At 64.1% G+C, this 22,850-nt stretch carries 19 protein-coding genes; 9 read left to right on the top strand and 10 right to left on the bottom strand.

What is annotated here, in order from left to right:
* Positions 1-290: 290 nt before the first annotated feature.
* Positions 291-2,243: a DNA primase gene (dnaG, locus tag ABMA32_RS16605; RefSeq protein WP_349014931.1), complete on the bottom strand. Its 1,953-nt coding sequence runs from the start codon at positions 2,241-2,243 to the stop codon at positions 291-293.
* Between the two features lie 150 nt (positions 2,244-2,393).
* Entirely contained in the window at positions 2,394-2,765 is a 372-nt protein-coding gene (locus ABMA32_RS16600; protein WP_349014930.1) for an RcnB family protein, read from the bottom strand.
* A 340-nt stretch (positions 2,766-3,105) separates the two neighbouring features.
* Between ABMA32_RS16600 and ABMA32_RS16595 the strand changes: the two genes are divergently transcribed.
* A complete protein-coding gene (locus tag ABMA32_RS16595; RefSeq protein ID WP_349014929.1) occupies positions 3,106-4,767 on the top strand; it encodes a Na/Pi cotransporter family protein in 1,662 nt (553 codons plus the stop codon).
* 104 nt (positions 4,768-4,871) lie between these two features.
* Positions 4,872-6,056, top strand: a complete 1,185-nt coding sequence (locus ABMA32_RS16590) for an MFS transporter (protein ID WP_349014928.1) — start codon at positions 4,872-4,874, stop codon at positions 6,054-6,056.
* Position 6,057: 1 nt separating this feature from the next.
* Here ABMA32_RS16590 and ABMA32_RS16585 read toward each other — a convergent pair whose 3' ends face one another.
* From ABMA32_RS16585 to ABMA32_RS16565, 5 genes are all read right to left on the bottom strand, one after another.
* Positions 6,058-6,894, bottom strand: coding sequence for an aldo/keto reductase (locus ABMA32_RS16585; protein ID WP_349014927.1), 837 nt, complete (start codon positions 6,892-6,894; stop codon positions 6,058-6,060).
* Between the two features lie 31 nt (positions 6,895-6,925).
* A complete protein-coding gene (locus tag ABMA32_RS16580; RefSeq protein ID WP_349015461.1) occupies positions 6,926-7,294 on the bottom strand; it encodes a DUF4304 domain-containing protein in 369 nt (122 codons plus the stop codon).
* Between the two features lie 84 nt (positions 7,295-7,378).
* Positions 7,379-7,828 carry a GatB/YqeY domain-containing protein gene (locus ABMA32_RS16575; RefSeq protein WP_349014926.1) on the bottom strand — a complete coding sequence of 150 codons (450 nt, stop codon included), beginning with the start codon at positions 7,826-7,828 and terminating at the stop codon, positions 7,379-7,381.
* 54 nt (positions 7,829-7,882) lie between these two features.
* Positions 7,883-8,647, bottom strand: a complete 765-nt coding sequence (gene fabG, locus ABMA32_RS16570; RefSeq protein ID WP_349014925.1) for a 3-oxoacyl-ACP reductase FabG — start codon at positions 8,645-8,647, stop codon at positions 7,883-7,885.
* A gap of 57 nt (positions 8,648-8,704) precedes the next feature.
* Complete coding sequence (locus ABMA32_RS16565; RefSeq protein ID WP_349014924.1) at positions 8,705-9,169, bottom strand: DUF6790 family protein; 465 nt, start codon at positions 9,167-9,169, stop codon at positions 8,705-8,707.
* Between the two features lie 250 nt (positions 9,170-9,419).
* On the opposite strand from ABMA32_RS16565, the gene carA reads away from it, so the two are divergent.
* Together carA and ABMA32_RS16555 are read left to right on the top strand one after the other, a co-directional pair.
* Positions 9,420-10,622: a glutamine-hydrolyzing carbamoyl-phosphate synthase small subunit gene (carA, locus tag ABMA32_RS16560; RefSeq protein ID WP_349014923.1), complete on the top strand. Its 1,203-nt coding sequence runs from the start codon at positions 9,420-9,422 to the stop codon at positions 10,620-10,622.
* Positions 10,623-10,757: 135 nt separating this feature from the next.
* Entirely contained in the window at positions 10,758-11,681 is a 924-nt protein-coding gene (locus tag ABMA32_RS16555; RefSeq protein WP_349014922.1) for an SH3 domain-containing protein, read from the top strand.
* Between the two features lie 54 nt (positions 11,682-11,735).
* Here ABMA32_RS16555 and ypfJ read toward each other — a convergent pair whose 3' ends face one another.
* Positions 11,736-12,674, bottom strand: a complete 939-nt coding sequence (gene ypfJ, locus ABMA32_RS16550; RefSeq protein WP_349014921.1) for a KPN_02809 family neutral zinc metallopeptidase — start codon at positions 12,672-12,674, stop codon at positions 11,736-11,738.
* Between the two features lie 171 nt (positions 12,675-12,845).
* Positions 12,846-14,024: an MFS transporter gene (locus ABMA32_RS16545; RefSeq protein ID WP_349014920.1), complete on the bottom strand. Its 1,179-nt coding sequence runs from the start codon at positions 14,022-14,024 to the stop codon at positions 12,846-12,848.
* 128 nt (positions 14,025-14,152) lie between these two features.
* On the opposite strand from ABMA32_RS16545, the gene ABMA32_RS16540 reads away from it, so the two are divergent.
* The 5 genes from ABMA32_RS16540 to ABMA32_RS16520 all read left to right on the top strand — a co-directional run bounded on the left by ABMA32_RS16540 (position 14,153) and on the right by ABMA32_RS16520 (position 21,983).
* Complete coding sequence (locus tag ABMA32_RS16540) at positions 14,153-14,470, top strand: ArsR/SmtB family transcription factor (RefSeq protein WP_349014919.1); 318 nt, start codon at positions 14,153-14,155, stop codon at positions 14,468-14,470.
* A 152-nt stretch (positions 14,471-14,622) separates the two neighbouring features.
* Positions 14,623-15,687: a trypsin-like serine peptidase gene (locus ABMA32_RS16535; protein WP_349014918.1), complete on the top strand. Its 1,065-nt coding sequence runs from the start codon at positions 14,623-14,625 to the stop codon at positions 15,685-15,687.
* 72 nt (positions 15,688-15,759) lie between these two features.
* Positions 15,760-19,668: a caspase family protein gene (locus ABMA32_RS16530; RefSeq protein ID WP_349014917.1), complete on the top strand. Its 3,909-nt coding sequence runs from the start codon at positions 15,760-15,762 to the stop codon at positions 19,666-19,668.
* Positions 19,669-19,707: 39 nt separating this feature from the next.
* The gene (locus ABMA32_RS16525) at positions 19,708-20,436 is read left to right on the top strand and encodes an esterase/lipase family protein (RefSeq protein ID WP_349014916.1); all 729 of its coding nucleotides are present in this window, start codon (positions 19,708-19,710) and stop codon (positions 20,434-20,436) included.
* A 263-nt stretch (positions 20,437-20,699) separates the two neighbouring features.
* Positions 20,700-21,983, top strand: coding sequence for an alpha/beta hydrolase (locus tag ABMA32_RS16520; protein WP_349014915.1), 1,284 nt, complete (start codon positions 20,700-20,702; stop codon positions 21,981-21,983).
* A gap of 64 nt (positions 21,984-22,047) precedes the next feature.
* On the opposite strand, the gene ABMA32_RS16515 is transcribed toward ABMA32_RS16520, so the two are convergent.
* A complete protein-coding gene (locus ABMA32_RS16515; protein ID WP_349014914.1) occupies positions 22,048-22,842 on the bottom strand; it encodes an SDR family NAD(P)-dependent oxidoreductase in 795 nt (264 codons plus the stop codon).
* Positions 22,843-22,850: the final 8 nt, after the last annotated feature.

Raw genomic sequence — 22,850 nt, 5'->3', positions numbered from 1 at the left:
GCTTTCAGCTTCTCCAAACGGTCCCGGGCACCCCCGAACGCCCGCACCGGATACAATTTTCGTACTCGCCAACCCGTTTTCGAGCCAGTCTCCGTACGTATCCTAGCTACCGATCAACACCGTGAAATGGGGCGGATACCCGTTTCCGTCCACCTTGCCGCATTACAATTCCGCATTAATTCGTGCGCGGCCTTTCGCAGGTTAACGTCTCGATTCGACCTGATTCAGGCATTCTCGCCAAAGGTCAAGCGCCTCTCGCATGATTCGCGTTAAAAAAGCGAATCAAATGCTCAGAAGCTGCGCCCCGCTCTTCCGGACGAAACCCCAAACCCTTCGATCAGTGCTTCAGTGGCCTGGACGTCGCGGAACTGGGTCTGGATTTCGACCAGATGACGATAATTCTCGTCTGTCGGTTCTGTCGCGAGCGCCATCTCGGCCGCCTTGAGCTCCTTATGTAGAGTGCCGGCGCTGCGGTGCAAGTGCAGCGCCTGGGCGAAGGCATCGCGGGCGTCGTCCACCGCCGCCTCTTCCAGCACGGGCCACAGCCGTGCCTTGCGGATCAGCGCGATTGCACGCTGCCAAACCTCCGACTGGCCGGCACTCGCGATATGGGCGAGCACCTCAGTGCGGTCGTTGGCGGCGTCGTGGGCAAGCGCGTCGAGGATGATGGCGTGGAGCCGGCGAAGGTCCGGATGAGACAGTTCGAGGAACTCCGTATGCTCGAAATTCTCGTCGATCAGCGAGGGATGGTTGACGAGCGCCACCACGATCGCTGCCTCCCGCAGCGGCATGACGCCGCCGCCACGCTTCACCAGAGCCGAGCGCGCAAGGCTTTCGGACACGGCGAAGCGACTGGCGCCCGCGCCCGGATGGGCAAACTGGCCGCCCTGCCCCTGCGGGCCCTGCGCGCCGGGCTTGCGTTTTTCCCATTCGCCGGCGCGCAACGGCTTCTGCCTGGCGCGGCCGAAAAAGGTCTGCACGCGCTCGCGCATCTCCTGCGCGTAGTGGAAGCGCAGATTCTCGTCACGGATGCGTCCCGTGATCTCACGAAAGGTTTTTTCAAGCTCGGCCTTGCGCTCGGGCGTATCGAAGACGCCGCCCTGCGTCTCGCGCATCCACAATAGGTCGGCGAGCGGCCTGGCTTCCTCCAGCACCTGCCGGAAGGCGTCCGCGCCATCGCCCTTGACGAGATCGTCGGGGTCCTTGCCCTCGGGCAGCAGCGCGAAACGGGCGGTACGGCCCGGCTGGATCGTGGGCAGGATCAGGTCGGCAGCGCGCCACGCCGCTTTCAGCCCCGCCGCGTCGCCATCAAAACAGAGCACCGGCTCGCCCGACATGCGCCACAGCAGTTCCATCTGGTTTTCGGTGAGCGCCGTGCCCAGCGGCGCGACGGCGTTCTCGAAGCCGGCCTGCGCCAGCGCGATCACGTCCATGTAGCCTTCGACGGCGATCACCGTCGCCCCGCGCGCCACCGCCTTGCGGGCGCGGGCGAAGTTGTAGAGCACGTTGCCCTTGTGGAAGAGCTCGGTTTCCGGCGAATTCATGTATTTCGCCAGCGCGTCCGGCGACAGCGCCCGCCCGCCGAAGGCGATGATGCGACCGCGCGAATCCGGGATCGGGAACATGATCCGGTCGCGGAAATAGTCGTAGGACACCGGAATATCGTCACCGTGACGGACCAGCCCGCAGGCTTCGATCTGTCCCTTTTCCACGCCTTTAGAGGCCAGGAATTCCTTCAGCGCGTTGCGGCTTTCGGGCGCGTAGCCCAGACGGAACGACTGCTGCGTCGCCGGCGTCAGGCCGCGATCGCGCAGATAAGCCCTTGCCCGCGCGCCGGCCGCCGACTGCAACTGGTCCTGGAAGAACTTCGTCGCCAGTTCCATGACGTCGATCAGGCTGGTGCGCTCTTTCTCGCGCGCCTCCGCCCGCTCGTCGCGCGCCGGCATCGGCACGCCCGCCATCCCCGCGATCCGCTCGACCGCCTCGGGAAAGCTCACGCCCTCGAGCTCGGTCAGGAACCGGAAATGGTCGCCCGTAACCCCACAGCCGAAGCAGTGGTAGCGACCCTTCTTGTCCTCGCAATGGAAGGATGGGCTCTTCTCGCCATGGAACGGGCAGCAGGCCCAGTAGTCGCCGCGCGACGCGTTGGTCTTTTTCCTGTCCCACGAGACGCGCTGACCGATGACCGATGAAATCGGCACGCGGTCGCGTATCTCGTCGAGAAAGGCGGGTTCGAAGCGCATGGCGGAAAATGGTCTCTTTCAAGTCCTTATAAGCATGCAGTCGCCACAGGGCGACAGCATTTCAAACCCTTGCCCGCGATTCACAGGACAAAAAAGGCGGCCCTTGCGGGGCCGCCAGTTTGAGGCAGGGAGGATAGAACGGTCTCTCGGTCAATATTGGCTGGCGATGATGCCGCCGATGATGCCCGAGGCGATCGAGATCAGCAGGAAGTCGTTGTCGACGCGGACCCACTGCTGGCCGTAGGCCGGGCGGCGCAGGCCGTAGCGGTGATAGTCCTTCACGACATGACGGCGCTGCCAGTCGGGAACGCGATGGCCGCGCTGCCAGTGGTTCTTCTTCACGGCATGACGCTTGTCATAGCGGCGGTCATCATGCCGGCGCTGCTCGTAGCCCTTCTTCTTCCACTGGTCCTGCCCATACTCGTAGCGCGGCTGCTCGTTGCGCGATCCGGCCTGTGCGGTCTGGGCAAAGGGAAGAGCCAGCATCGAGAGGGCGATGGCGGAGAGGACGATGCGTTTCATGTCTGATATTCCTTCGTTGTCGATGCATGAGGAATAGCGGCCGGTACATGAACCTCAACTGAACGACCGCATTACAATTCCGTAATGGATTCAGCTGTTTACCTTGGTTAATTCCTTGTCTGAATCACCCGCCCCAACACATCCTGCAAATGCCGGCGACACAGCGCTGTTTCATTAACCGGCTATCTTTTTTCCGACTTGGTCGGTCGTCGCCGAACCGCCGCTGTCATATGTTTTGTTTCATTATCCAACCTGAACAAATCCGCATTGCCGTGCCAATGGATCAAATAGTACCCCTGTCCCCCAACCGGCCTCCCGCCAGCCGACCGGCGGTAGCGTCTTGAGCGGCTCGCTCGTCCTCCTGCATCTGGCGGGTGCCGTGGCGCTGCTGCTGTTCGCCACGCGGCAGGTGCGCACGGGCGTCGAGCGCGCCTATGGTGACGTGCTGCGCCTCAGACTGCGCTCGATCCTGAAGAACCCGTTGCTCGCGGTCGGAGCTGGCGCGCTGCTCGCCATCTGCTTGCAGAGCGCCACGGCGGTCGCGCTGATCGTCGGCTCATTCGCAGGGTCGGGCATCGTCGGCGGCACGGCCGGCCTGCTTGCCGTGCTCGGCGCCGATGTCGGCTCGTCGCTGGTGGTCAAGCTGCTCAGCTTCAACCTGCAGGAACTGGTGCCGATCTGCCTCGTGGCCGGCACCGTGCTCTTCATGTCGACCTCGCGGCGCGACCTGCTCCAGCTTGGCCGCATCCTCATCGGTATCGGCCTGCTCATCCTGTCGCTCAGGCTGATCGGCGAGGCATCCGAGCCGTTGCGCGAAAGCCGCATCCTGCCCGTCGTCGTCAACTATCTGTCAGGCGACCTGGTAACGGCCTTCCTCATTGCGGCGATCATGACATGGCTGTTCCATTCCAGCGTCGCGGCCATCCTGCTGGTCGTTGCGCTTGCCGCACGCGGGCTGGTGCCGGTGGAGCTCGGCGTCGTGCTGGTGCTGGGAGCCAATCTCGGCGGTGGCATCATCGCGGTGGTGCTGTCGCGCGCCTCGCCGCGCAAGGCCCGCACCGTGCCGCTCGGCAATTTGATCCTGCGGGGCACAGGCGCGCTGGTCGCGCTCATCGCCATGATCCTGTTCGCGCCGCCGCTCGATCTTCTCGGCTCGACAGTTCCGGCGCAGCTCGTCAACGCGCATATCGCCTTCAACGTGGCGCTCGTCATCCTCGGCATGCCGCTTGCCGGCATGGTCCATGGCCTTGCCGAACGCGTCATCGCAATCAACGCGTCGGAGGTGGAGGAGGACCTCTCGGCAACCGAAATCTCGGCGCTTTCGGAAGCTGCGCTGGACACGCCGAGCCAAGCGCTCGCCAACGCGACCCGCGAGGTCGTCGGCGTATGCGAGACGATCGAGATCATGCTTGCGCGCATCATGGAGCTCTACGAATCCGCCGACGATCAGAAGATCAAGGCGCTGGCGGCGCTCGACGACCGCGTCGACCGCAAGCACGCCGCGATCAAGATCTACCTCGCCAAGCTGACGAGCCGGAAGCTGACCGAGGACGAGGCGCTGCGCTGCCAGGAACTCATCGGCGCCTGCGTCAAGCTGGAGCAGGTCGGCGACATCATCGTCCGCAACATGCTGGCGCACGTCCGCAAGAAGATGGAGCGCGGGCTGGAATTTACGCCGGAAGGCTGGCGCGAGCTTTCAGCGTTCCATGCCGCCGTCCTGGCCAACGCACGGCTTGCCTTCAACGTGCTGGTGTCGCGCGATTCCGCGACTGCACTCCAGCTCGTGCAGGAAAAGGACCGACTGCGCGACGTCGAGAAATCCGCCAGCAGCAGCCATTTCGCGCGGCTGCGCGAGGGAACGCCGAAAAGCATCGAGACCAGCACCATCCACCTCGACACGATCCGCGACCTCAAGCAGATCAACTCGCTGCTCGCCTCGATCGCCTATCCGGTGCTGGAGGAACAGGGCCTGCTGCGCGGTTCCCGGCTGGCCGCCGGCTGAACGTCAAGGCCCATGCAGCAAATCTGAAGTCTGGCCCAAAAATTCCCGGTTGCCGGGCTTCTGCTTTCGTGGTTTCTCGCCGCCTCAGTCGAGGCCCTGCCCCCATGCCGCTTCCCCTTCTCGCCCTTTTCTTCGCCGCCTTCGCCTTCGGCACGACCGAGTTCGTGATCGCCGGCGTGCTGCCGCAGGTGGCAGAAGGTCTCGGCGTATCCATCCCGAACGCCGGCTACCTCGTGTCGGGCTATGCGATTGGCGTCGCGGTCGGGGGGCCGCTCCTCACCATCGCGACCGGTCGCATGGCGAGAAAGACGCTGCTGGTATGGCTTCTCGTCGGCTTCACGGTCGGACAACTCGCCTGCGCGCTCGCGCCGGACTTCGTGTCGATGCTCGGGCTGCGCGTCGCCATCGCCGTCCTGCATGGCGTCTATTTCGGCGTCGCCATGGTGGTCGGGATCGGCTTAGTGCGTCCCGAACAGCGCGGCATGGCGGTCGCGCTGATACTCGCCGGGTTGACCGTATCCGGCATCATCGGCGTGCCGCTCGGAACAGCCATCGGCACGATCTGGGGATGGCGCGCCACCTTCTGGGCCATGTTCGCGCTGGGCGTCATCGCAACCATCGCGATGGCGTTGCTGCTACCGCGCGGCACAGGAACCGTCGCGGCTCCTGCCGGCCTGCGCAACGAAATTCGCGTGCTCGGCCGCCAGCAGGTCTGGACCTGCCTGATCATCATGCTCATGCTGATGCTCTGCCAGTTCGTGCCCTACACCTACATTACGCCTTTGCTGCAGGAAGTGACCGGAATCGCGCCCGCCACCGTGCCGTGGGTGCTATTGCTGTGTGGCATCGGCTCCACGCTTGGCGTCTTCATCGGCGGCAGGCTGACGGCGCGCCATCTCCTTCCGACGCTCATGATCCTGCCGGCGTTGCAGGCCGTGACGATGCTCATCATCTATCTGGTAAGCCCCTTTCCGATCCCGATGATTGCGGCGTTGTTCGTCTGGAGCGGCATCAACTTCGCCATCGGCACGCCGATCCAGACGCGCATCCTAAACTGGACAGCCGATGCGCCAAACCTCGCCTCCTCGCTGATCCCCTCCGGCTTCAATGTCGGCATCGCGATTGCCGCTTCTGTCGGCGCGCTGATGCTGAACGCAGGCTTTGACTATCGCAGCCTGCCGCTGGTCGGCATCGTCTCGATGACGGTCGCAACGCTCGTCGCCATCGGCTCTACCGTCTGGGAAAAACGCTCGGCTTCGGTTCCGCCCGGCGCGATTCAAAAAGCGTAGTTCAAATCATCGGCAGGCTCTTTGGCCGTCCGAGCGGAAAAGCCTTGTCGATCCTGTCCATGTCGGCTGCCGAAAGCACAAGGTGGCCGGCCGCCGCATTGTCCGCCGCATGGCCGGCGCTCGACGCCTTGGGGATGGCGAACACGGAAGGCCGGCGCGTGAGGAACGCGAGCGCCACCTGCCTTGGCGTCGCGCCATGCGCTTGCGCGATCTCCCCGATCACGCGACCGCCCGAAGAAGAAGGCGCGGGAAAGCTGCCGCTGCCGAACGGGCTGTAGGCAACGACTGCCACCCCATGCTTCTCGCACCACGGAATAACCGCATGCTCGATGGCGCGTTCCTGCAAATGGTACAGAACCTGATTGCAGGCGATCTTGCCTTCGTCGGCAATCTCCAGTGCCTCGTCCAGGTCATCGACATCGAAATTGCTCACGCCCCACGACAGGATCTTGCCGGCGCGCTTCAGTTCCTCGAAGGCCGCGAACGTTTCCTCCAGCGGCGTGCCGCCACGCCAGTGCAGCAGGTAGCAATCCAGCCGGTCGGTCTTGAGACGCGCCAGCGAGCGCTCGCAGGCCTTGATCGTGCCGGCGCGCGAGGCATTGCTCGGCAGCACTTTCGACACGAGATAAACCTCGTCACGGTGGCCCTCGATCGCCTTGGCCACCAGCGGCTCGGCCTCGCCATACATCTCGGCGGTATCGACATGCGCCATGCCGAGGTCAAGTCCGCGCCTCAGCGCCTCGATCGCACCCGCGTCGTTGCGCCCGTCGAGATTCCACGTCCCCTGCCCGATGACCGGAACCTGGACGCCATGATTGCCGAAGGGACGCTTTTGCATTTGTTTGCTCCGCTTACTGGCAAGTTACATTTTAGTTTGAAATCTGAGTTCGTGGTTGGTCTAGAAGGTTCGTCAACGCAATTGTGCTGAGTGCACTTGCGCGTATCGGATGAATCCTAAGTGCGGCGAGTGATTTTAGCTCGCAAGCGAAATGAAACAGCGTTTGGAAGCTATCTGCCCGCACTCTGAAGTGGAATTTGCTTTCTGCTAAAGTCGGAGGTTCACCGAATGCCAAGGGCCACAACGCGAAATTGAGATAGTTCATCTCGCCAGACCATGCGGATTTTTGCAGATTGATAAGCTGGACGAAGTCGTCTGTCCTGCGAACCCAGTTCTGTTTTCCACGACGTTTGAAGCCCAGGGGGGTAGCTTGTTCGTCGAGCTCCCGGATGTCAAACATGCTCACTCTGCTTCTTCTAGCAAGAAAAGCGCGTGCTGGGTCTAGGCGCAACAAGGTTCATCATACCGCGCACGTCGACTTCGCTTACTGCAGCAGGTCCTTCACCCAGCTGCTCGCCCGGCCGAAATCCATCTGGCCGGTGTATTTCGCCTTCAGCTCGGCCATCACCTTGCCCATGTCGCGCACACCAGTCGCGCCGGCATCGCTGATCGCCTGTTTGATCGCCGCCTTCGACTCGGCTTCGTCCATCTGCTTGGGCAGGAAGTCTGCGATGATGGCGATCTCGGCGTTTTCGGCGGCGGCCAGTTCGGGGCGCTTGCCGTCCTCGAAGGCCTTTGCCGATTCCTGACGCTGCTTCACCATCTTGGTCAGGATCTGCAGGATTTCCTCGTCGTTGGCGGCAGGCTTGCCGGTGCCGCGATTGGCGATGTCGCGATCCTGGATGGCGGCGTTGACCATGCGCAGCGTCGAGAGGCGCGCCTTGGCGCCAGATTTCATGGCCGCCTTCAGGGCGTCGGTGATCTTCTCACGCATTGCAAACTCCGTTCTTTATGACCCTTGTTCTAGGCCTAAATCGCCTCGGGTTTGTCAATCCATTGCCGAAAGCGTCTCGGGCAGCACCTGTCCGCCGTCGACGACCAGCGTCTGCCCGGTCATATAGCCGGCTTCCTCGGAGGCGAAGAACAGCACGGCGTTGGCAATGTCCTTGACGTCGCCGAGCCGCTTCATCGGTATGGATGCCTCCATCGCCTTGACGTAACCGTCACCGTTTCCTTCCATGCCTTCGGTCCAGATGTTGCCGGGCATCACGGCGTTGATGGTGATATTCCACGGCGCCAGCTCAAGCGCCGCCGAGCGCATGAAGCCGAGCTGGCCCGCCTTCGACGCTCCGTAATGGGACCAGCCAGCGAAACCTGTGATCGGCCCGGTTATCGAAGACGTGAGAACGATGCGACCCCACCGGTTGTTCTTCATCGCCGGCAACACCGCCGACACGGAAAGGAATGTGCTCGTGAGGTTCGTCCGGATAACGTGGTCGAAATCGGCTGATGTCATCTCGCCCAGTTTCGCGGACGGAAAAATCCCGGCATTGGCGCACAGGATGTCGATGCCGCCATGGCGGCTAACGGCGGCATCGGCCATCGCCGCGCACCCTTCCGGGCTGGAAACATCGGCAGCGAAGGACGAAGCGTTGGGACCAATCTCCCTTGCGACGGCTTCAGCGTCGGCGATGGTCCGGCTGACGACCAGGACATTCAGCCCAGCCTCGCCCAGCCGGCCCGCGATCCCGCGCCCGATGCCCTTGCTCGCGCCGGTGACAATCGCCGTTTTGCCCTTGAGGGACCTGAACATGACTCGCTTATCCGTTTGGTCGATGGCCCGGCTTGGTCGATGACCCGGCGTGTGGTCTCAGCTGAACCACACATAGAGGACATAGGCCGCCAGCACCGCGAAGGCCAGCAGGTCAGTCGCCATGGCGAGGCTCTCATTGCCCGACTTGTCCTTGAGCGTGACGTGCTGGATGCCCGCCGCGCCGTAAAAGATCGCGCCGGCGATGGCCACGGGAAGCACGAAGCTGGTCGCCCAGATCGACGCCACGCCCAAAACACCCACCGCGAAATTGGCAATGCCGAGTTCACGCACGATCGGCAGCGCCTCGTCGGTCTTCATCTTGAAGATTTCATGCGCGGTGAATTGCGGCTGCGAAATCTGCTTGATGCCCGCCAGCATCAGCCGCCAGCCGGCAGCCCAGAACACGAACCACTTGCCGATAAGCAGCAGGATTGGCACGCCGCCGCCGCCCAGCAGCATTTCGGCCAGGATCGAGCCGATCGGCAGCACGATCATCAGAAGCACGACGATTGCGGTGTACATGGCTCCCCTCTCGGCCAACTGCTGGCCAAAAGTAACGCGGCGGCACATTCCGCCAACCGCCATGCGAATGCAACGCGCCAGCGGGCTCAATGCTGGAGATATCATCCATTGACGCTCGTCCGTCTCTCCCCTATTGACCGGGCCTTGCACGAACTACATCTGACGGGTGCGCGGAGGCAGTGACCATGCCGGCCGCGGTTCCGCATGCACAGCGCCACCATTTCCGCCTCTCGAGGAGAGAAGCCGCACCATGATTGCACCGACCACTGCCTGGATCGCCGAAAAGCCCACCGCGCTGCTCGTCCTCGCCGACGGCACCGTGATCGAGGGGCGCGGCCTCGGCGCGACAGGCAGCGCGGTCGCCGAAGTCTGCTTCAACACGGCGCTGACCGGCTATCAGGAAATCCTCACCGACCCGTCCTATGCCGGGCAGATCGTCACCTTCACCTTCCCGCATATCGGCAACATCGGCGCCAATGACGAGGACGTCGAGGATTTGACGCCCGCTGCCCGCCACGGCGCGGTCGGCGCGATCTTCAAGGCCGACGTCACCAGCCCTTCCAACTATCGCTCGCGCGATGATTTGCATGACTGGCTGCAGCGGCGCGGCGTTATCGCCATGGCAGGCATCGACACGCGCGCGCTGACCGCGCTGATCCGCGAAAAGGGCATGCCCAACGCCGTCATCGCCCATGCGCCCGACGGAGTCTTCGACCTCCACGACCTCAAGGCGCGCGCACGAGAATGGCCGGGCCTGGTCGACCTCGACCTCGCCAAGGATGTCACCTCCGGGCAGTCGTCGGTCTGGCGTGAGACGCCGTGGGTCTGGAACGAGGGCTATTCCGAGCAGGACAACCCGTCCATGCATGTGGTCGCGGTCGATTACGGCGTGAAGCGCAACATCCTGCGCCTGCTCGCCGGCCTCGGCGCGAAGGTGACCATAGTTCCGGCAAACACTTCTTCCGCTGAAATCCTCGCCATGCAGCCGGACGGCATCTTCCTGTCCAACGGCCCGGGCGACCCGGCAGCGACCGGCGAATATGCCGTGCCGGTGATCCAGGACCTGCTGAAAACCGACATCCCGGTCTTTGGCATATGCCTCGGCCACCAGATGCTGGCGCTGGCGCTCGGCGGCAAGACCGCCAAGATGCATCAGGGCCACCATGGCGCAAACCACCCGGTGAAGGACCACACAACCGGCAAGGTGGAGATCGTGTCGATGAACCACGGTTTCGCCGTCGATGCGGACTCACTGCCCGCAGGCGTCGAGGAAACGCATGTCTCGCTGTTCGACGGTTCGAACTGCGGCATCACCCTTACCGGCCGGCCGGTCTTCTCGGTCCAGCATCACCCGGAAGCCTCGCCCGGCCCGCAGGATTCGCACTACCTGTTCCGCCGCTTCGCCAACTTGATCCGCGAGCGGCGCGGCGAACCGGCGCTGGCGGAGCGCTAACCCGCAATTCCACGCGATTTCTCTGGACAACTCGGGTTGAAAATTGTTGGCGCGCCGGGTCGTTCTTGACCCATCGTTGCCACAATTCTAAACAATGAGTGATTGCGCGGGTGGGGGCTTGCGTGGAGACGGGTAGTGAAGAGTCCCCTGAAAATCGGTGCCGTTCGCGCGCCGAAAAACAGGCTCCTGTTCAATGCCGACCGGATTGAATCCGGTAAGGCACGACGTATTGCGAGTCTTTCCGCCGCTGGTGCGATCGTTGTCGGTGTTGCCGCCGGAAGCGCCTTTTTCGTCGATTATCTGGCCGATCGCGCGCTTGCGCGCACCGTCGATGTACCGGCGAACGGCAAGCCGGTCGTGACCGCCAGTGTGGCTGCCAAGGCCAGTGTGGCTGCCACGGCCAGTGTGGATGCTACCTCCACGGTGGCCTCAGTCGCCGCCGCGCCCGCGCTGCCAGCCGGCGCGGTTGTCCAGCCGCAGGCCGAACCGATCGAAGCGACTCTGCCGGACGCCGAGGCGATCGCTAAGGTCGCAGCCGTCGGCCCGGAACATGCCATCGAGGTGCCGACCGACGATCCAACCGGCGACCCCCTACTCGCCTACGCCGATGAAGGCAGCGGCGACGGGGCTTTCGCCGAGGGTACCGGTGAGGACGACACGATGACGTCGGCGATTTCGCCGGAGGAAGTCGCTCCCGCGCCGAAACCCAAGAAGAAGGTTGCCAAGGCAAAACCCGCCGCCGTCGAGAAGCAAACCGAAATTGCCTCGCTGCCCGGTGTCAACGTCGGCGGGCTGGCCGGTCATCCGTCCGATGACAACGATACCTCCGGCAGCAAGGTTAAGACCACTGTAAAGACCGCAGGCGCGGTTTCCGGAACCGGTCGCATCAAGAGCGCCGTCAACATGCGCACCAGCCCGAAAAAGGGCGCGAGCGTGCTCGGCGTGGTTCCGGCCGGTGCGTCCGTGAACGTCAGGTCCTGCGACCAGTGGTGCAACATCACCTGGAACGGCAAGTCCGGCTGGGTCTACAAGACGTTCCTCGCCGCGTCGAAAGGCTGACGCCCAGGCGGGCGAAGATTGGCGGCGAATTCGCTCGCCGCCAAATATCGCGCCTCAGATCGGGTTGTTGAAGGTGTCGCAGTCCGACAGCTTGCCCGACTGTAGCCCCTTCGCGAACCATTTCTGGCGCTGTGCCGAGGTGCCGTGGTTGAAGCTTTCCGGCACGACGTAGCCCTGCATCTTCTTTTGCAGCGTGTCGTCGCCGATCTGCTGGGCCGCGTTCAGCGCTTCCTCGACGTCCCCCTGTTCCAGAAGCCCCTTCTGCTCGGTGTAATGGCCCCAGACGCCGGCGAAGCAGTCAGCCTGAAGCTCGACGCGCATCGACATCTGGTTGGCCTCGACCTCGCTCATTTGCTGGCGCATCTGGTTAAACTTCGGCAGTACGCCGATGAGGTTCTGGACGTGGTGGCCGACCTCATGCGCGATCACGTAGGCTTGCGCGAAGTCGCCGGAGGCTCCGAACTGGCGGTCGAGTTGTTCAAAGAAGGTGGTGTCCAGATAGACCTTGCGGTCGCTCGGGCAATAGAATGGCCCGGATGCGGACGACGCGAACCCGCAGGCCGATTGGACCTGACCGGAGAACATCACGAGTTGCGGTTCGCTGTACTGAGCGCCTTCCGCCTGGAAGATGCCGTTCCAGACATCCTCTGTCTCGGCCAGCACGACGCCGACAAACTGCTTCATCTCGTCCGAAGGCCCAGCATTTGTGCCCGGCTCAGTCTGCGTCACCTGACCACCGCCGCCCGGTACCGACGAGCCGCCCGGATCGCCTGCCAGGATTTGAAGCGGATCGATGCCGCAAGCCTTCAGCGCGAAGAACAGAACGACGAGGATGATGATCGTGGACATGCTGATGCCGCCACCGCCACGCCCGGTCGGGAACCTGATCTGCCGGCCGCCCATGCCTCCGGGGAAGCCGCGACCCATGCCGCCACCACCACTACCCCGCATGTCCTGAATGTTATCGCTCTCGCGACGGCCTCTCCAACGCATGGCGTTCCCTCGATCGATGCGGTCACTTGCGCCTCGAAACTATCCGAAGCGCAAGGCCAAGTCACAGGGTTTTTGCTGGATCGCAGGGCGTGCGCCTACGGTACCCTGCCCCTGGCGCGACTAAACGGGAAGCTGTCGGTTTGGTTCCTGCCGTTGGTCGAAAGCAGGGGCTCAGCCCGGCTGCAGCACGCGCTTGGCCGTCCGGCGGCTGCTCACCGCCAGCACGCAAAGCGCAAGCAGCGAGAAGACCGCCGCCGTCAGTCCAAGGTCGGCGGCCGGCGCAAGCTCCAGCGCCTGCCCGCCGACAAAACTGCCGAGCGCGATTCCGAAATACATGGCCGAGACGTTGAGCGGCATGGTCAGGCTGGCAAGCTCCGGGGCGATCGCGACCAGTCGGCTGGCCTGCGCTGGCGGGAACATCCAGCCGACAATGCCCCATGGCAGCATCAGCGCGATCAGCAGCGGCCCGGCGACGAAAGGCGGCGCGAACTCGAGGAGGATGGTGAGCAGTACGCAGATCGTGATCGAGCCGACGAGCGACAGCGCCACGACGCGGGTCGCTCCCAGCCTGTCGGAGAGCTGTCCGCTGGAATAATTGCCGATGACCGCGCCGACGCCGAAAACTAGCAACATCGCCGGCACCATCACGGCGGGCATGCCGGCGCCATCGGTCGCCAGCGGCCCGAAATAGGCGATCACGGCAAAGCCGCCGGTGAGGTAGAGGAAGGTGACGAGAAGCGCGGGCAGGACGCCAGGGCGGCCGATGACGGCCACGCGCTCCCCGAGCGACAGCCGGACCCCGGCGATCCCGTGCGGCAGGCGCAGCCATAGGATTGTGAGGCAGGCGAGCGCCAGCAGCGACACGAACAGGTAGCTCGCATGCCAGCCGCCGAGATGTCCGATCAGCGCGCCCAGCGGCGCTCCGAACGCTACCGCCAGCGTGGTGCCGCCCAGCACGGTGGACACGGCGCGGGCGCGGTGGTCGGGCGAGGACAGCGCTATCGCCGTCGCCTGTGCGGTCGAGGCAAAGAGGCCGGCGGCCGCGCCCATGACGACCTGCGCCCCGAGCAGCCCGAGATAGGAGGAACTCGACGCCGCGAGCGCGTTGCCGGCAATGAAGCAGACGAGCGCCAGCGCGATGACGCGCCTGCGATCGACCGCGCCGAACAGCGTCGACAGAACGGGCGTGCCGATCGCATAGGAGAGCGAGAAGACGGTCATCAGCCGCCCCGCCTCTGCCACGGTGATCCCGGCGGATTGCGAAATAAGCGGCAGCAGGCCGGCGAAGACGAAGGCAACGGTGCTGGTGGCGAAAGCGCCGACGGCGAGCCATATCAGGCGTCTGTCCATGACCGCGCCGCTCCTTTGTTCAAAATTCATTGAACAATTGAACCTTGAGTGCGAATATGTCAAGTGTTGGCATGTCAGTGTTCCTGACATGCGGTCAGGGATGGCAACCAACTCGAAGGACAAAGAGCGTGTCGCTTCCGCACCCGGCAACCGAACAGCTTGATCTTGCGATCATCCTGGCTGCCCTCGGCGATCCGACCCGGCTTTCCATCGTGGCCCACCTCGCCCGCAACGAGGCCGAACCGCTGACGTGCGGCCAGTTTCTCGACCTCGGCTCCAAGACCAACATCAGCTATCATCTCGCCAAGCTGCGCGAGGCGGGCGTCACGCGAACCGAGGCGGTGGGCACCAGCCGGCTGATTTCGCTGCGCCGTGCGGACCTGGAGCGGCGCTTCCCCGGGCTTCTCGATTCCATTCTGGCGTCGGCAAAAACCCTTTCCCCGTAAGCCTGCCGACCGGCTCCTGTAATTTTCTAGCCTGCCACCCAAGGATTCCAGCACCCGCTGCGTCAAAGCAGCAAATATGGTTTTGGGGTTGCCTTGAACTCACCATCAATGTGTAGTGGTTACCCTTGGTAAGGGCTTGGGAGAACATCCGGATGACTTTGAAAAACTTGTGGTTTGCGGCAGCGGTAACTGCGATTTCCGTGGCTGCCGTATCGAACGCCTCGGCGCAGAGCGTTTCGGGCAGCCAGGGGGATGGCGAGACGCCGCGATCGCTGGACGCCGTGCCAGACCTGGCGTCGCGCAAGGTGGTCGACCGCACCCCGAAGGTCGATGAAGAGCAGCAGCGGTCGCTGCGTGAGCCGACACTGGAAGAGCTCCAGCGTGGCTTCACGACGATCTCGCGCAAGAAGGGTGGCGGTGAGGAGACCGTCGCGCCGGACGGAGCGTTGCAGGAGAACATCAAGCTCCAGTCCGACGGCAACCGGCCGGAGCGCGCGGCGCGGCCGACGGGCGAAGATCCGCTTTTCGCGGAATCCGACCGTACCGTCCTCGGCGAAGACAGCCGCGTCCAGATCAACTCGACCACCGATTATCCCTTCCGCACCATCGGCCAGCTCTGGTCGGTCGACAACGCTGGCAACTGGAGCACCTGCACCGCGACGCTGATCTCGCCGCGTGCGGTCATCACCGCCGCTCATTGCGTTTACAGCGCAGAGGCTGGCGGCTGGCTGAAAGACTACGAGTTCTATCCGGCCGCGAACGGCAACAACGCGCCTTTCGGCATGGTGAGCTGGTCAGACGTGTTCATCTTGAACGGCTACATCGAGAACGCCCAGACCGGGAATACGCCCTGGGACATCGCCGTTATCACGCTGTCCCAGCCGGTCGGTGACAATCTCGGCTGGATGGGGTACAGCGTCTACGACCCGGCACAGTCGTTCAAGGCCAACATCGTCGGCTACCCTGGCGACAAGCCGACAAGCACGCTGTGGCGGGCGTCCTGCGATGTGTTCGACGTCAATGTTATCGAGACAAACTTCTTCTACGACTGCGACACCTTTGGCGGGATGAGCGGCAGCTCCATTTACGACTACAACCCCGACACCAAGGAACGCGTCATCAATGGCGTGCATGTCGCCGGCAATGACCAATTCAACATCGGAACGCGGCTGAATTGGGCCTATTTCCAGTGGGTCAACCAGAACGCGCAGCGCTAAGCGGACAGCGGGCGTGGAGCATGGACCCCGCCCGCGCCTCCTTGATGCCCGCGCTTCCTTGATGTCAGACCAATGCACGGCTTGCATCCCATCCACCATCAAAGCCGAAAGACGGCCAGCAGGCTGACCCGCTTCGCGCTTGCCGTTCTGCTCCTGTTGCCTGCGCCCGCCTTCGCGCAGGACGCGCTTCGCGGTGTCGCGCTGGTCATCGGCCAGTCCGAGTACGAGCACCTGTCGCCACTGCCAAACCCGGCCAACGACGCCGACGCCATCGAGACGCTGCTTTCCGACCTCGGTTTCGATTCCGTGCGCCGCGCCGACCGCAAGGCGGCCAACCTGACGAAGGACCTCGAACGCTTCGCCGAAGACGCAGAGGGAGCGGACGTAGCGGTCCTCTATTATTCCGGCCATGGCATCGAGGCCGGCGGCGAGAACTGGCTGGTGCCGGTAGACGCGGACCTTTCCGCGCTCGACGACGCCGGCGAAAAGCTCGTGCCGGTTTCCGCGCTGATCGACAAGCTCAAGGCCACCGTGCCCGTCGTCATCGTCATGCTCGACGCCTGCCGCGACAATCCCTTCCCGCCCGGCAGCACGCTGCGTCTTTCGCCCGGTGCGGAACCTCTGCCCGTCGGAAGCACCGGCCTGGCTCTGTCGCGCAGTGTCGTCAGCCTGAAGGCCACCGGCAAAACCGCCCCTGCCCCGGACGAAAACGTCGGCACCGTCATCGCCTTCGCAGCCGAGCCCGGCAAGGTGGCGCTCGACGGCGATGCCGGCTCCAACAGCCCCTACGCCGCTGCCCTGCTTCGCCACTTCGACGCCATGGCCGGCGAGGAGTTCGGCATGGTCATGCGCATGGTGGCGGAAGAGGTCTATCTCAAGACCGGCGGCCGTCAGCGTCCATGGGTCAATGAGAGCCTGCGCCGCCTGCTCTATTTCGGCGAAAAGCCGACCGAACTTTCCGGCGACGAAGGCGACATCCTGCGCGAACGACGCGGCCTGCTCATCACCATCGCCGCCCTGCCCGATCCCGAGCGGCGCACCATCGAAACCGTTGCCTCCGACACCGGCGTGCCGATGGACGCGCTCTACGGCATGCTGAAGGCGCTCGGCACGGATGTCCCTGAAGATCCGGGCCAACTCGATTCGCTGCTGCGCGGCCAGACCGAGAAGGTCAAGGCGATGATCGCCGAGCGCGACACGCTGAAGAGCACCGACCCCGAGATCGTGCGCCTGTCCAACCTCGCCGACCAGGCGCTGGCCGAAGGCGCGCTCAACACCGCAATTTCCCTGCGCCAGCAGGCGAAGGCGCGCGCTCAGGAGGTCGAGGCGACCGTCGAGGACGCCGAAGAGCAGTTGCGCCAGCGGCGTTCAGAACTCGCGGAAGTCTATTCCAAGAGCGCCGAAGCCTACGCGCTGGCGTTCAAGCACCGCGAGGCCGGCAAGGACTATGAGGAAGCCTCCCGACAGGTCGACCGCTGGGACGAGGAGCAGGCCTTTTGGTACATGCGCTCCGCCTCGACCGCTTATCTCGAAGCTGGCAAGCTACGAGGCGGCGTCGTCGATTTCGAGCGCGCCTCCGAAACAGGCAAGCGCGCCGCCGAGATGGCAGACAGGCTGCTCGCAGCCAATCCTGACGACCGGCAATATTGGGAGGACACTTCCGCCCAGACCCTCAACAACTGGGCCAACGCCACCAACGCGCTCTATTCCGCCAGCAAGCGGCGCGAGGCACTCAATCAGTCCATCGATGCCTACGAACGCGCGCTGAAGGTGCTGAACAGGGACCGCGTCGAGCAGGACTGGGTGGTCGTGCAGCATAATCTCGCCGGCGCCCTGATGCTGCTCGGCGAAACAGAGACCGACAACGCCACGCTCGAACGCTCGATCGATGCGTACAAGGCGTCCCTGACAGTCTGGACCCGCGAGACAAATCCGGAAAAATGGGCGCTCGCCATTGCCAACATGGGCAACGCCCAGACTTCGCTCGGCGAAAGGACCCGCAGTGAGGCGACGCTGCGCGAGGCCATCGCCTCGCTGACATCGGCCCTGGAAGTCCAGACCGAGGAAACAACCTCACTCGACTGGGCGTGGACCCAGCGCGAACTCGGCGATGCCTGGGGCGCTCTTGCCCGGCTGACGCGTGACGAGGCAGACGTGCGCAGGTCTACCGCCGCTCGACAGGAAGCGCTCAAGGTCTTTACGCTCGATCGCGCACCACGGTCATGGGCGCAGACGCTGCATGACATGGCCGTGGACGAAATGGAGGGAGCTTCGACTGACAGGCGCGCAGCAGCCTTGAAGCGCAGTTCTGCGCTCTACGAACAGGTGCTTGCCGCGATCACGCCTGGAGATTTACCGCTGGAATATGCGCTCAGCGCAGGCAACCTCGGCAGCGCCCGGATCGAGACGGGCAAGGCAGAGAAGAACCCGGCGCTCGTCGAGCAGGGCATAGCCAGTTTGCGGCAGGCAGTCGGCTTGTACGACGGGATGCAGCGCCCTTCCGACGTTGCGTTCAACATGCTGGAAGTCGCGTCCGGTCTGGTGGCTCTCGGCAACCTGCGTAGCAGCCAGGTCGAGCCACAGCAGGCCATCGACGTGACCCTGCAAGCCATTGATCTCTACCGGCAGAACGACGAGGAGGAGCAGGCCAAAAGCGCTCGCAGCAACCTGGCCTACGCTCAGGTTGAACTCGGCTACCAGCGTTCCATTGCCGGCGACCAGCGCGGCGCCGTCGAAGCCTATCAGGCGTCGCTGGACAATCGCGACCGCGAGACCGACACAAAAAACTGGGTTTTCTCGGCCAATCAGCTCGCCATCGCTCTGCACAATCTCGGTGCGAAAGAGAATGGCGCCGAGACGCTGCGAAAGGCCGCGGGCACCTACCGCCTCGCTTTGTCCGCTACCCCCGACGACAATCCGGACGGACGTCTGGAGACGCAGAACAATCTGACAGGCGTCCTGCGCACGATTGCGGAGCGAACGCAGTCGAAGACCGACTATCTTGCGCTTTCGGAGTCCTACGGTGCTTCAGTCGCTACAAAGGACCGCACCCGCAGCCGCGACGGACGTGACCTCGATGCAGCCAACCGCGCATGGGCGCTCGGGCTGGCCGGCGAATACGGCAGCGACGTCAAGCTGCTGGAACAGGCTGCCGACGTCTATCGCAGCCTCCTGAAAAACGCCGATATTCCTGCCGGCGACAGAGTGTTCCACATCCTGAACTTCTCACGCACGATGTATCTCATCGCCAATGCCGGCGGCGGCGACGCTGCGCGGCGTGAGGCAATCTTGCTCGTCGACGACAACTGGCCGTTGATCGAGAAGGAAGGCAGCGCGGAGCAGAAGGTCAACGCCCTGATCGACCGCGCCAACCTCATCTATGCGATCGGGTATGGCGATCCGAAAGCAGTTGGGCCGGCCGAGGTGGAACAGGCATTCGTCCGCGCCGTCGCGGTCGCCCGCACGACCGGTGACAGGGCGCTTCTGACTACAACCCAGCGCGCGCTTGCCGGCTACCAGTTTGCCAATGTGGAGGACTCCGCCTTCTCGCCCGAGCAGATGCGCACCGGCCTGGCGACCCTGCGCGACCTGCTGGCCTCGACGCCGAAGCAGACCGAGCAGGCCGCATGGGCCGAGGTCGCCAACTGGTATGGCTATGCGCTCAGCCTGCAGGGCAAGCGCGAGAGCAACGTCGCCAGTTTCAAGGAGGCGGTGCCGGTGCTGCGGGATGCTCTGTCGGCTTATCAGGAGGCAAACGACGCTCTCGCCGTCGCCCATACGCGCGACAGCCTGTGCAGCGCGCTTGTAGGGCTCGGTCGGCTGGAAAAACGGCGCGAACTGGTGGCCGAAGGCGTCGAGAACTGCGACCAGGCGGTCGCCTACATGCGCGACAATGAAGTCTCGGATGTTCTCCCCATCGCCGAGGCGCACCAGGCCGAAGCCAGAAAGGCGCTGGCGGAATTCGCAGGCGCAGTGCAATAAGGCTGGAATAGTACAAAGCCGAACGCGGACGGGCTAACAATGCGGATTCTGACGGCGCTCCTGATCTCGATGTTCTCGTCGGCGGCCGTCGCGCAGGAATGCGTGGTCCTGCTGCACGGACTCGGCCGCTCCGACAACTCCTTCCTCGTCATGGAAGAGGTGCTGCGCGCGCTGGATTACCGCGTCGTCAACGACAGCTATCCGTCCATGGACGCGCCGATCGACAAGCTGATCAGCCATGTCGATGCGGCAGTCGCGCAGTGCGGCGCGGTCGACAAGATCAACTTCGTCACCCATTCCATGGGCGGCATCCTGCTGCGCGCATGGCTGACGGAGAAACGGCCGGAGAACCTCGGCCGCACCGTCATGCTCGGGCCGCCGAACCGCGGCTCCGAGATCATCGACGTGTTCGGCGGTATCCGGCTTTTCGAGATGATCAACGGCCCGGCCGGCGTGCAGCTCGGCACCGGGGCGGACAGCGTGCCCAACACGCTCGGAACCGCCGATTTCGAGGTCGGCATTATCGCCGGCGACAGGTCTGTCAACCCGATCCTGTCTTCGGTGTTCGACGGGCCGAACGACGGCAAGGTGTCGGTGGAAAGCACCAAGCTCGACGGCATGACCGACCATATCGTGCTGCCGGTGACGCACACCTTCATGATGAACAACCCGCTGGTCATTGCGCAGACGGTGAATTTCCTGCGCAAGGGAAAGTTCGATCACGACCTCACGCTGAGGACGCTGTTCATGCGCGTCGTGGGCAATTGACCTGTGCAGGCGCTTTTCCCGAGGCTTGACAGGGCCGCAAAAAATCCGCTGATCCCTGACAGATGGGCATTCGGGCTCCGGAGCGCGGCATGGGGACCAATCTTTCGCTGTCGAACATGTCCCTCGCGGGCAGCGCGCGCCCGACGCGTCAACTCTGAGAGCGTCGAATGTCGGGTATTGCGGATATCGCGAACGCGCCGTTTCGCCCCCAGGCGGGGTCTGAAGGCGCGCAGGGCGTCCGGCGCGGCTTTGGGGGCAAGACCATGAAACGTTTCGTCATCATTGGCGGCCTGATCTTCATCGCCGGCGTCATCGCGATGTCCATGTACCATCCTCCGATGCGCCTGATGCCCGCGCCGGAAGTGTTCATCGACGGGCAGACGAGCGTCTTCCCGTCCTATCCGGCAGCGGTCACCGACCCCGAGATCAAGCTTTTCTATGCCACCAACCGGCTGCCGGTCGGCCCCCGCTCCAGCCGCCTCTACGCCGTCGTCCCCGGCCGCGACCTCCACGCAGGCGTCGCCACCGTGCGGATCGGCGAGGAAGGCACGACCTGGGACAAGATTTACGCCTGGTCCACCGGCGCCAGCGATGACCGCCGACCCTTCCTGCATCTCACCAACCTGAACGAGCAGGCGACCATCTCCTCCGACGAGCCGCTGTCGCCGGAAGCGACCGCGTGGTTCGCCGACATCAACGCGGCGCTGGCAAACAGCCGCGACAAGGACATCATCATCTACGTCCACGGCGCCAACACCACTGTCGAGCGCGCCGCCGGCCAGGCGGCGCAGTTGCACCACTTCACCGGCCGCAACTCGGTCGTCATCCTGTTCGCATGGCCGACGGCGGAGAGCTTCCTGCGCTATTCCCGTGACATGATCACGGCCTTCGGCGCATCGCCGCATCTGGCCGAGTTCATCCGGCTTCTCGACGCCAACACCGACGCCGACAAGATCGACGTGTTCACCTACAGCGCCGGCGGCACCGTCGGCAGCGACGCGCTCGCCATCGTCGGCCGCGATGCCTCCGCGCCAGGCGCCGCAGCGCCTGCCATCGGCGAGGTCTATCACGCCGCCCCCGACGCCGATTTCCGCGCCTTCGTGGACGACATGGCCCTCTACGCCCCCAAGGCTGAGCGGGTGACGGTCGCCGTCAATCTCGGCGATACCGCGCTCAGGCTCTCGCAACTGATCAACCGCGCCTCGCGCGCCGGCCGGCCCGACATGCGCGAGCTGAACCAGCAGCAGACCGACTGGCTCCTGGACGCCTCGCGTGATTACGGCGTCGACGTTCTGCGTGTGCGGCCAGAAAACATCCCCGGCCTCTCCAACCGGTCCCACACCTTCTGGTACGACGATCCGTGGGTCAGCAGCGATGTCCTGATCACCCTGCTCTACGACCTGCCGGCCGGCGAACGCGGCCTCGACGAAGGCAAGACCGACGTCGGCGCCCACTACTGGACCTTCCCCACCGACTACCCCGAAAGGCTCGCCGGGGTCATGGACCGGCTGCGCAAGGACCACGAGCTGCTCGAGCCGAAGCCGTGAGGTGACGGCCAGACGCTTGCCGTCTGGCCGATAGCGAAAACGCCCGGCTTCAAGTTTGCTCGCCTCAGGCGGCGTAGCGCTGCGCCGGCTTGCCGGCGATGAGCTTGCCGTAGAAGGCTCCACGCGCCTGACGGAATTTCTCCACTTCCGAAAGGTCGGCGAGGCCAGGCGCGGTGAAATGCTCGCCCTGTTCAAGACCGGCCAGCGCGGAGTCGACAAGGTCCTCGGCCGTCATGATGATCTCCGGCGGCAAGGTGTTGATGTCGGCGCCCGCATTGTCCCAGAGTTCCGTCCTGACCGGCCCAGGCAGCACGACCTGCGCCCTGACGCCGGTGCCTTCCAGCTCCTTCTCAAGCGCCTCGGTGAAATTCACGACATAGGCCTTGGTGCCGCTGTAGATGCCGCCGAGGACCGTATCGTAGGCGACGATCGACGCGACGTTGACCACCGCTCCCCTGCCCTTCCGGATCAGGCCAGGCAGCACGGCACGCGTCAGCCTGGACGGCGCGATCACATTGACCTTGATCTGCCGGGCGATATCCTCCGGGTCCGCCTCGGCTACAACCTTCTGCCCGGCGACGCCGGCGTTATTGACCAGAAGCGTGATGTTGTCGTCGCCGGAGAGGCGCTCCTCGACCTTGCGCAGATCGCCATCGTCGGCGAGGTCGGCGACGTAGATGGAAACTGTACGGCCGTACACCTTGCGGACGTGCTCGGCCAGCGCCTCCAGCCTGTCAGCCCGGCGCGCCACGAGCAGCAGGTCATAGCCCTGCCTGGCCAGCCGTTCGGCATAGACTGCACCGATGCCGGCCGAAGCGCCTGTCACGACCGCCGTACCCTTGTCCTCGATCTTGCTCATCTTCTTCT

It is taken from the genome of Mesorhizobium quangtriensis, from assembly GCF_040081925.1.
Classification (GTDB): Bacteria; Pseudomonadota; Alphaproteobacteria; order Rhizobiales; family Rhizobiaceae; genus Mesorhizobium_K; species Mesorhizobium_K quangtriensis.
This window is presented reverse-complemented; position numbering and strand designations above follow the sequence as displayed.

Bases quoted from the DNA above. Each gene is read 5' to 3' on its own strand.
- dnaG (WP_349014931.1), bottom strand. From the start codon at position 2,243: ATGCGCTTCGAACCCGCCTTTCTCGACGAGATACGCGACCGCGTGCCG.
- ABMA32_RS16600 (WP_349014930.1), bottom strand. From the start codon at position 2,765: ATGAAACGCATCGTCCTCTCCGCCATCGCCCTCTCGATGCTGGCTCTT.
- ABMA32_RS16590 (WP_349014928.1), top strand. From the start codon at position 4,872: ATGCCGCTTCCCCTTCTCGCCCTTTTCTTCGCCGCCTTCGCCTTCGGC.
- ABMA32_RS16585 (WP_349014927.1), bottom strand. From the start codon at position 6,894: ATGCAAAAGCGTCCCTTCGGCAATCATGGCGTCCAGGTTCCGGTCATC.
- ABMA32_RS16580 (WP_349015461.1), bottom strand. From the start codon at position 7,294: ATGTTTGACATCCGGGAGCTCGACGAACAAGCTACCCCCCTGGGCTTC.
- ABMA32_RS16575 (WP_349014926.1), bottom strand. From the start codon at position 7,828: ATGCGTGAGAAGATCACCGACGCCCTGAAGGCGGCCATGAAATCTGGC.
- fabG (WP_349014925.1), bottom strand. From the start codon at position 8,647: ATGTTCAGGTCCCTCAAGGGCAAAACGGCGATTGTCACCGGCGCGAGC.
- ABMA32_RS16565 (WP_349014924.1), bottom strand. From the start codon at position 9,169: ATGTACACCGCAATCGTCGTGCTTCTGATGATCGTGCTGCCGATCGGC.
- carA (WP_349014923.1), top strand. From the start codon at position 9,420: ATGATTGCACCGACCACTGCCTGGATCGCCGAAAAGCCCACCGCGCTG.
- ypfJ (WP_349014921.1), bottom strand. From the start codon at position 12,674: ATGCGTTGGAGAGGCCGTCGCGAGAGCGATAACATTCAGGACATGCGG.
- ABMA32_RS16545 (WP_349014920.1), bottom strand. From the start codon at position 14,024: ATGGACAGACGCCTGATATGGCTCGCCGTCGGCGCTTTCGCCACCAGC.
- ABMA32_RS16535 (WP_349014918.1), top strand. From the start codon at position 14,623: ATGACTTTGAAAAACTTGTGGTTTGCGGCAGCGGTAACTGCGATTTCC.
- ABMA32_RS16530 (WP_349014917.1), top strand. From the start codon at position 15,760: ATGCACGGCTTGCATCCCATCCACCATCAAAGCCGAAAGACGGCCAGC.
- ABMA32_RS16525 (WP_349014916.1), top strand. From the start codon at position 19,708: ATGCGGATTCTGACGGCGCTCCTGATCTCGATGTTCTCGTCGGCGGCC.
- ABMA32_RS16520 (WP_349014915.1), top strand. From the start codon at position 20,700: ATGAAACGTTTCGTCATCATTGGCGGCCTGATCTTCATCGCCGGCGTC.
- ABMA32_RS16515 (WP_349014914.1), bottom strand. From the start codon at position 22,842: ATGAGCAAGATCGAGGACAAGGGTACGGCGGTCGTGACAGGCGCTTCG.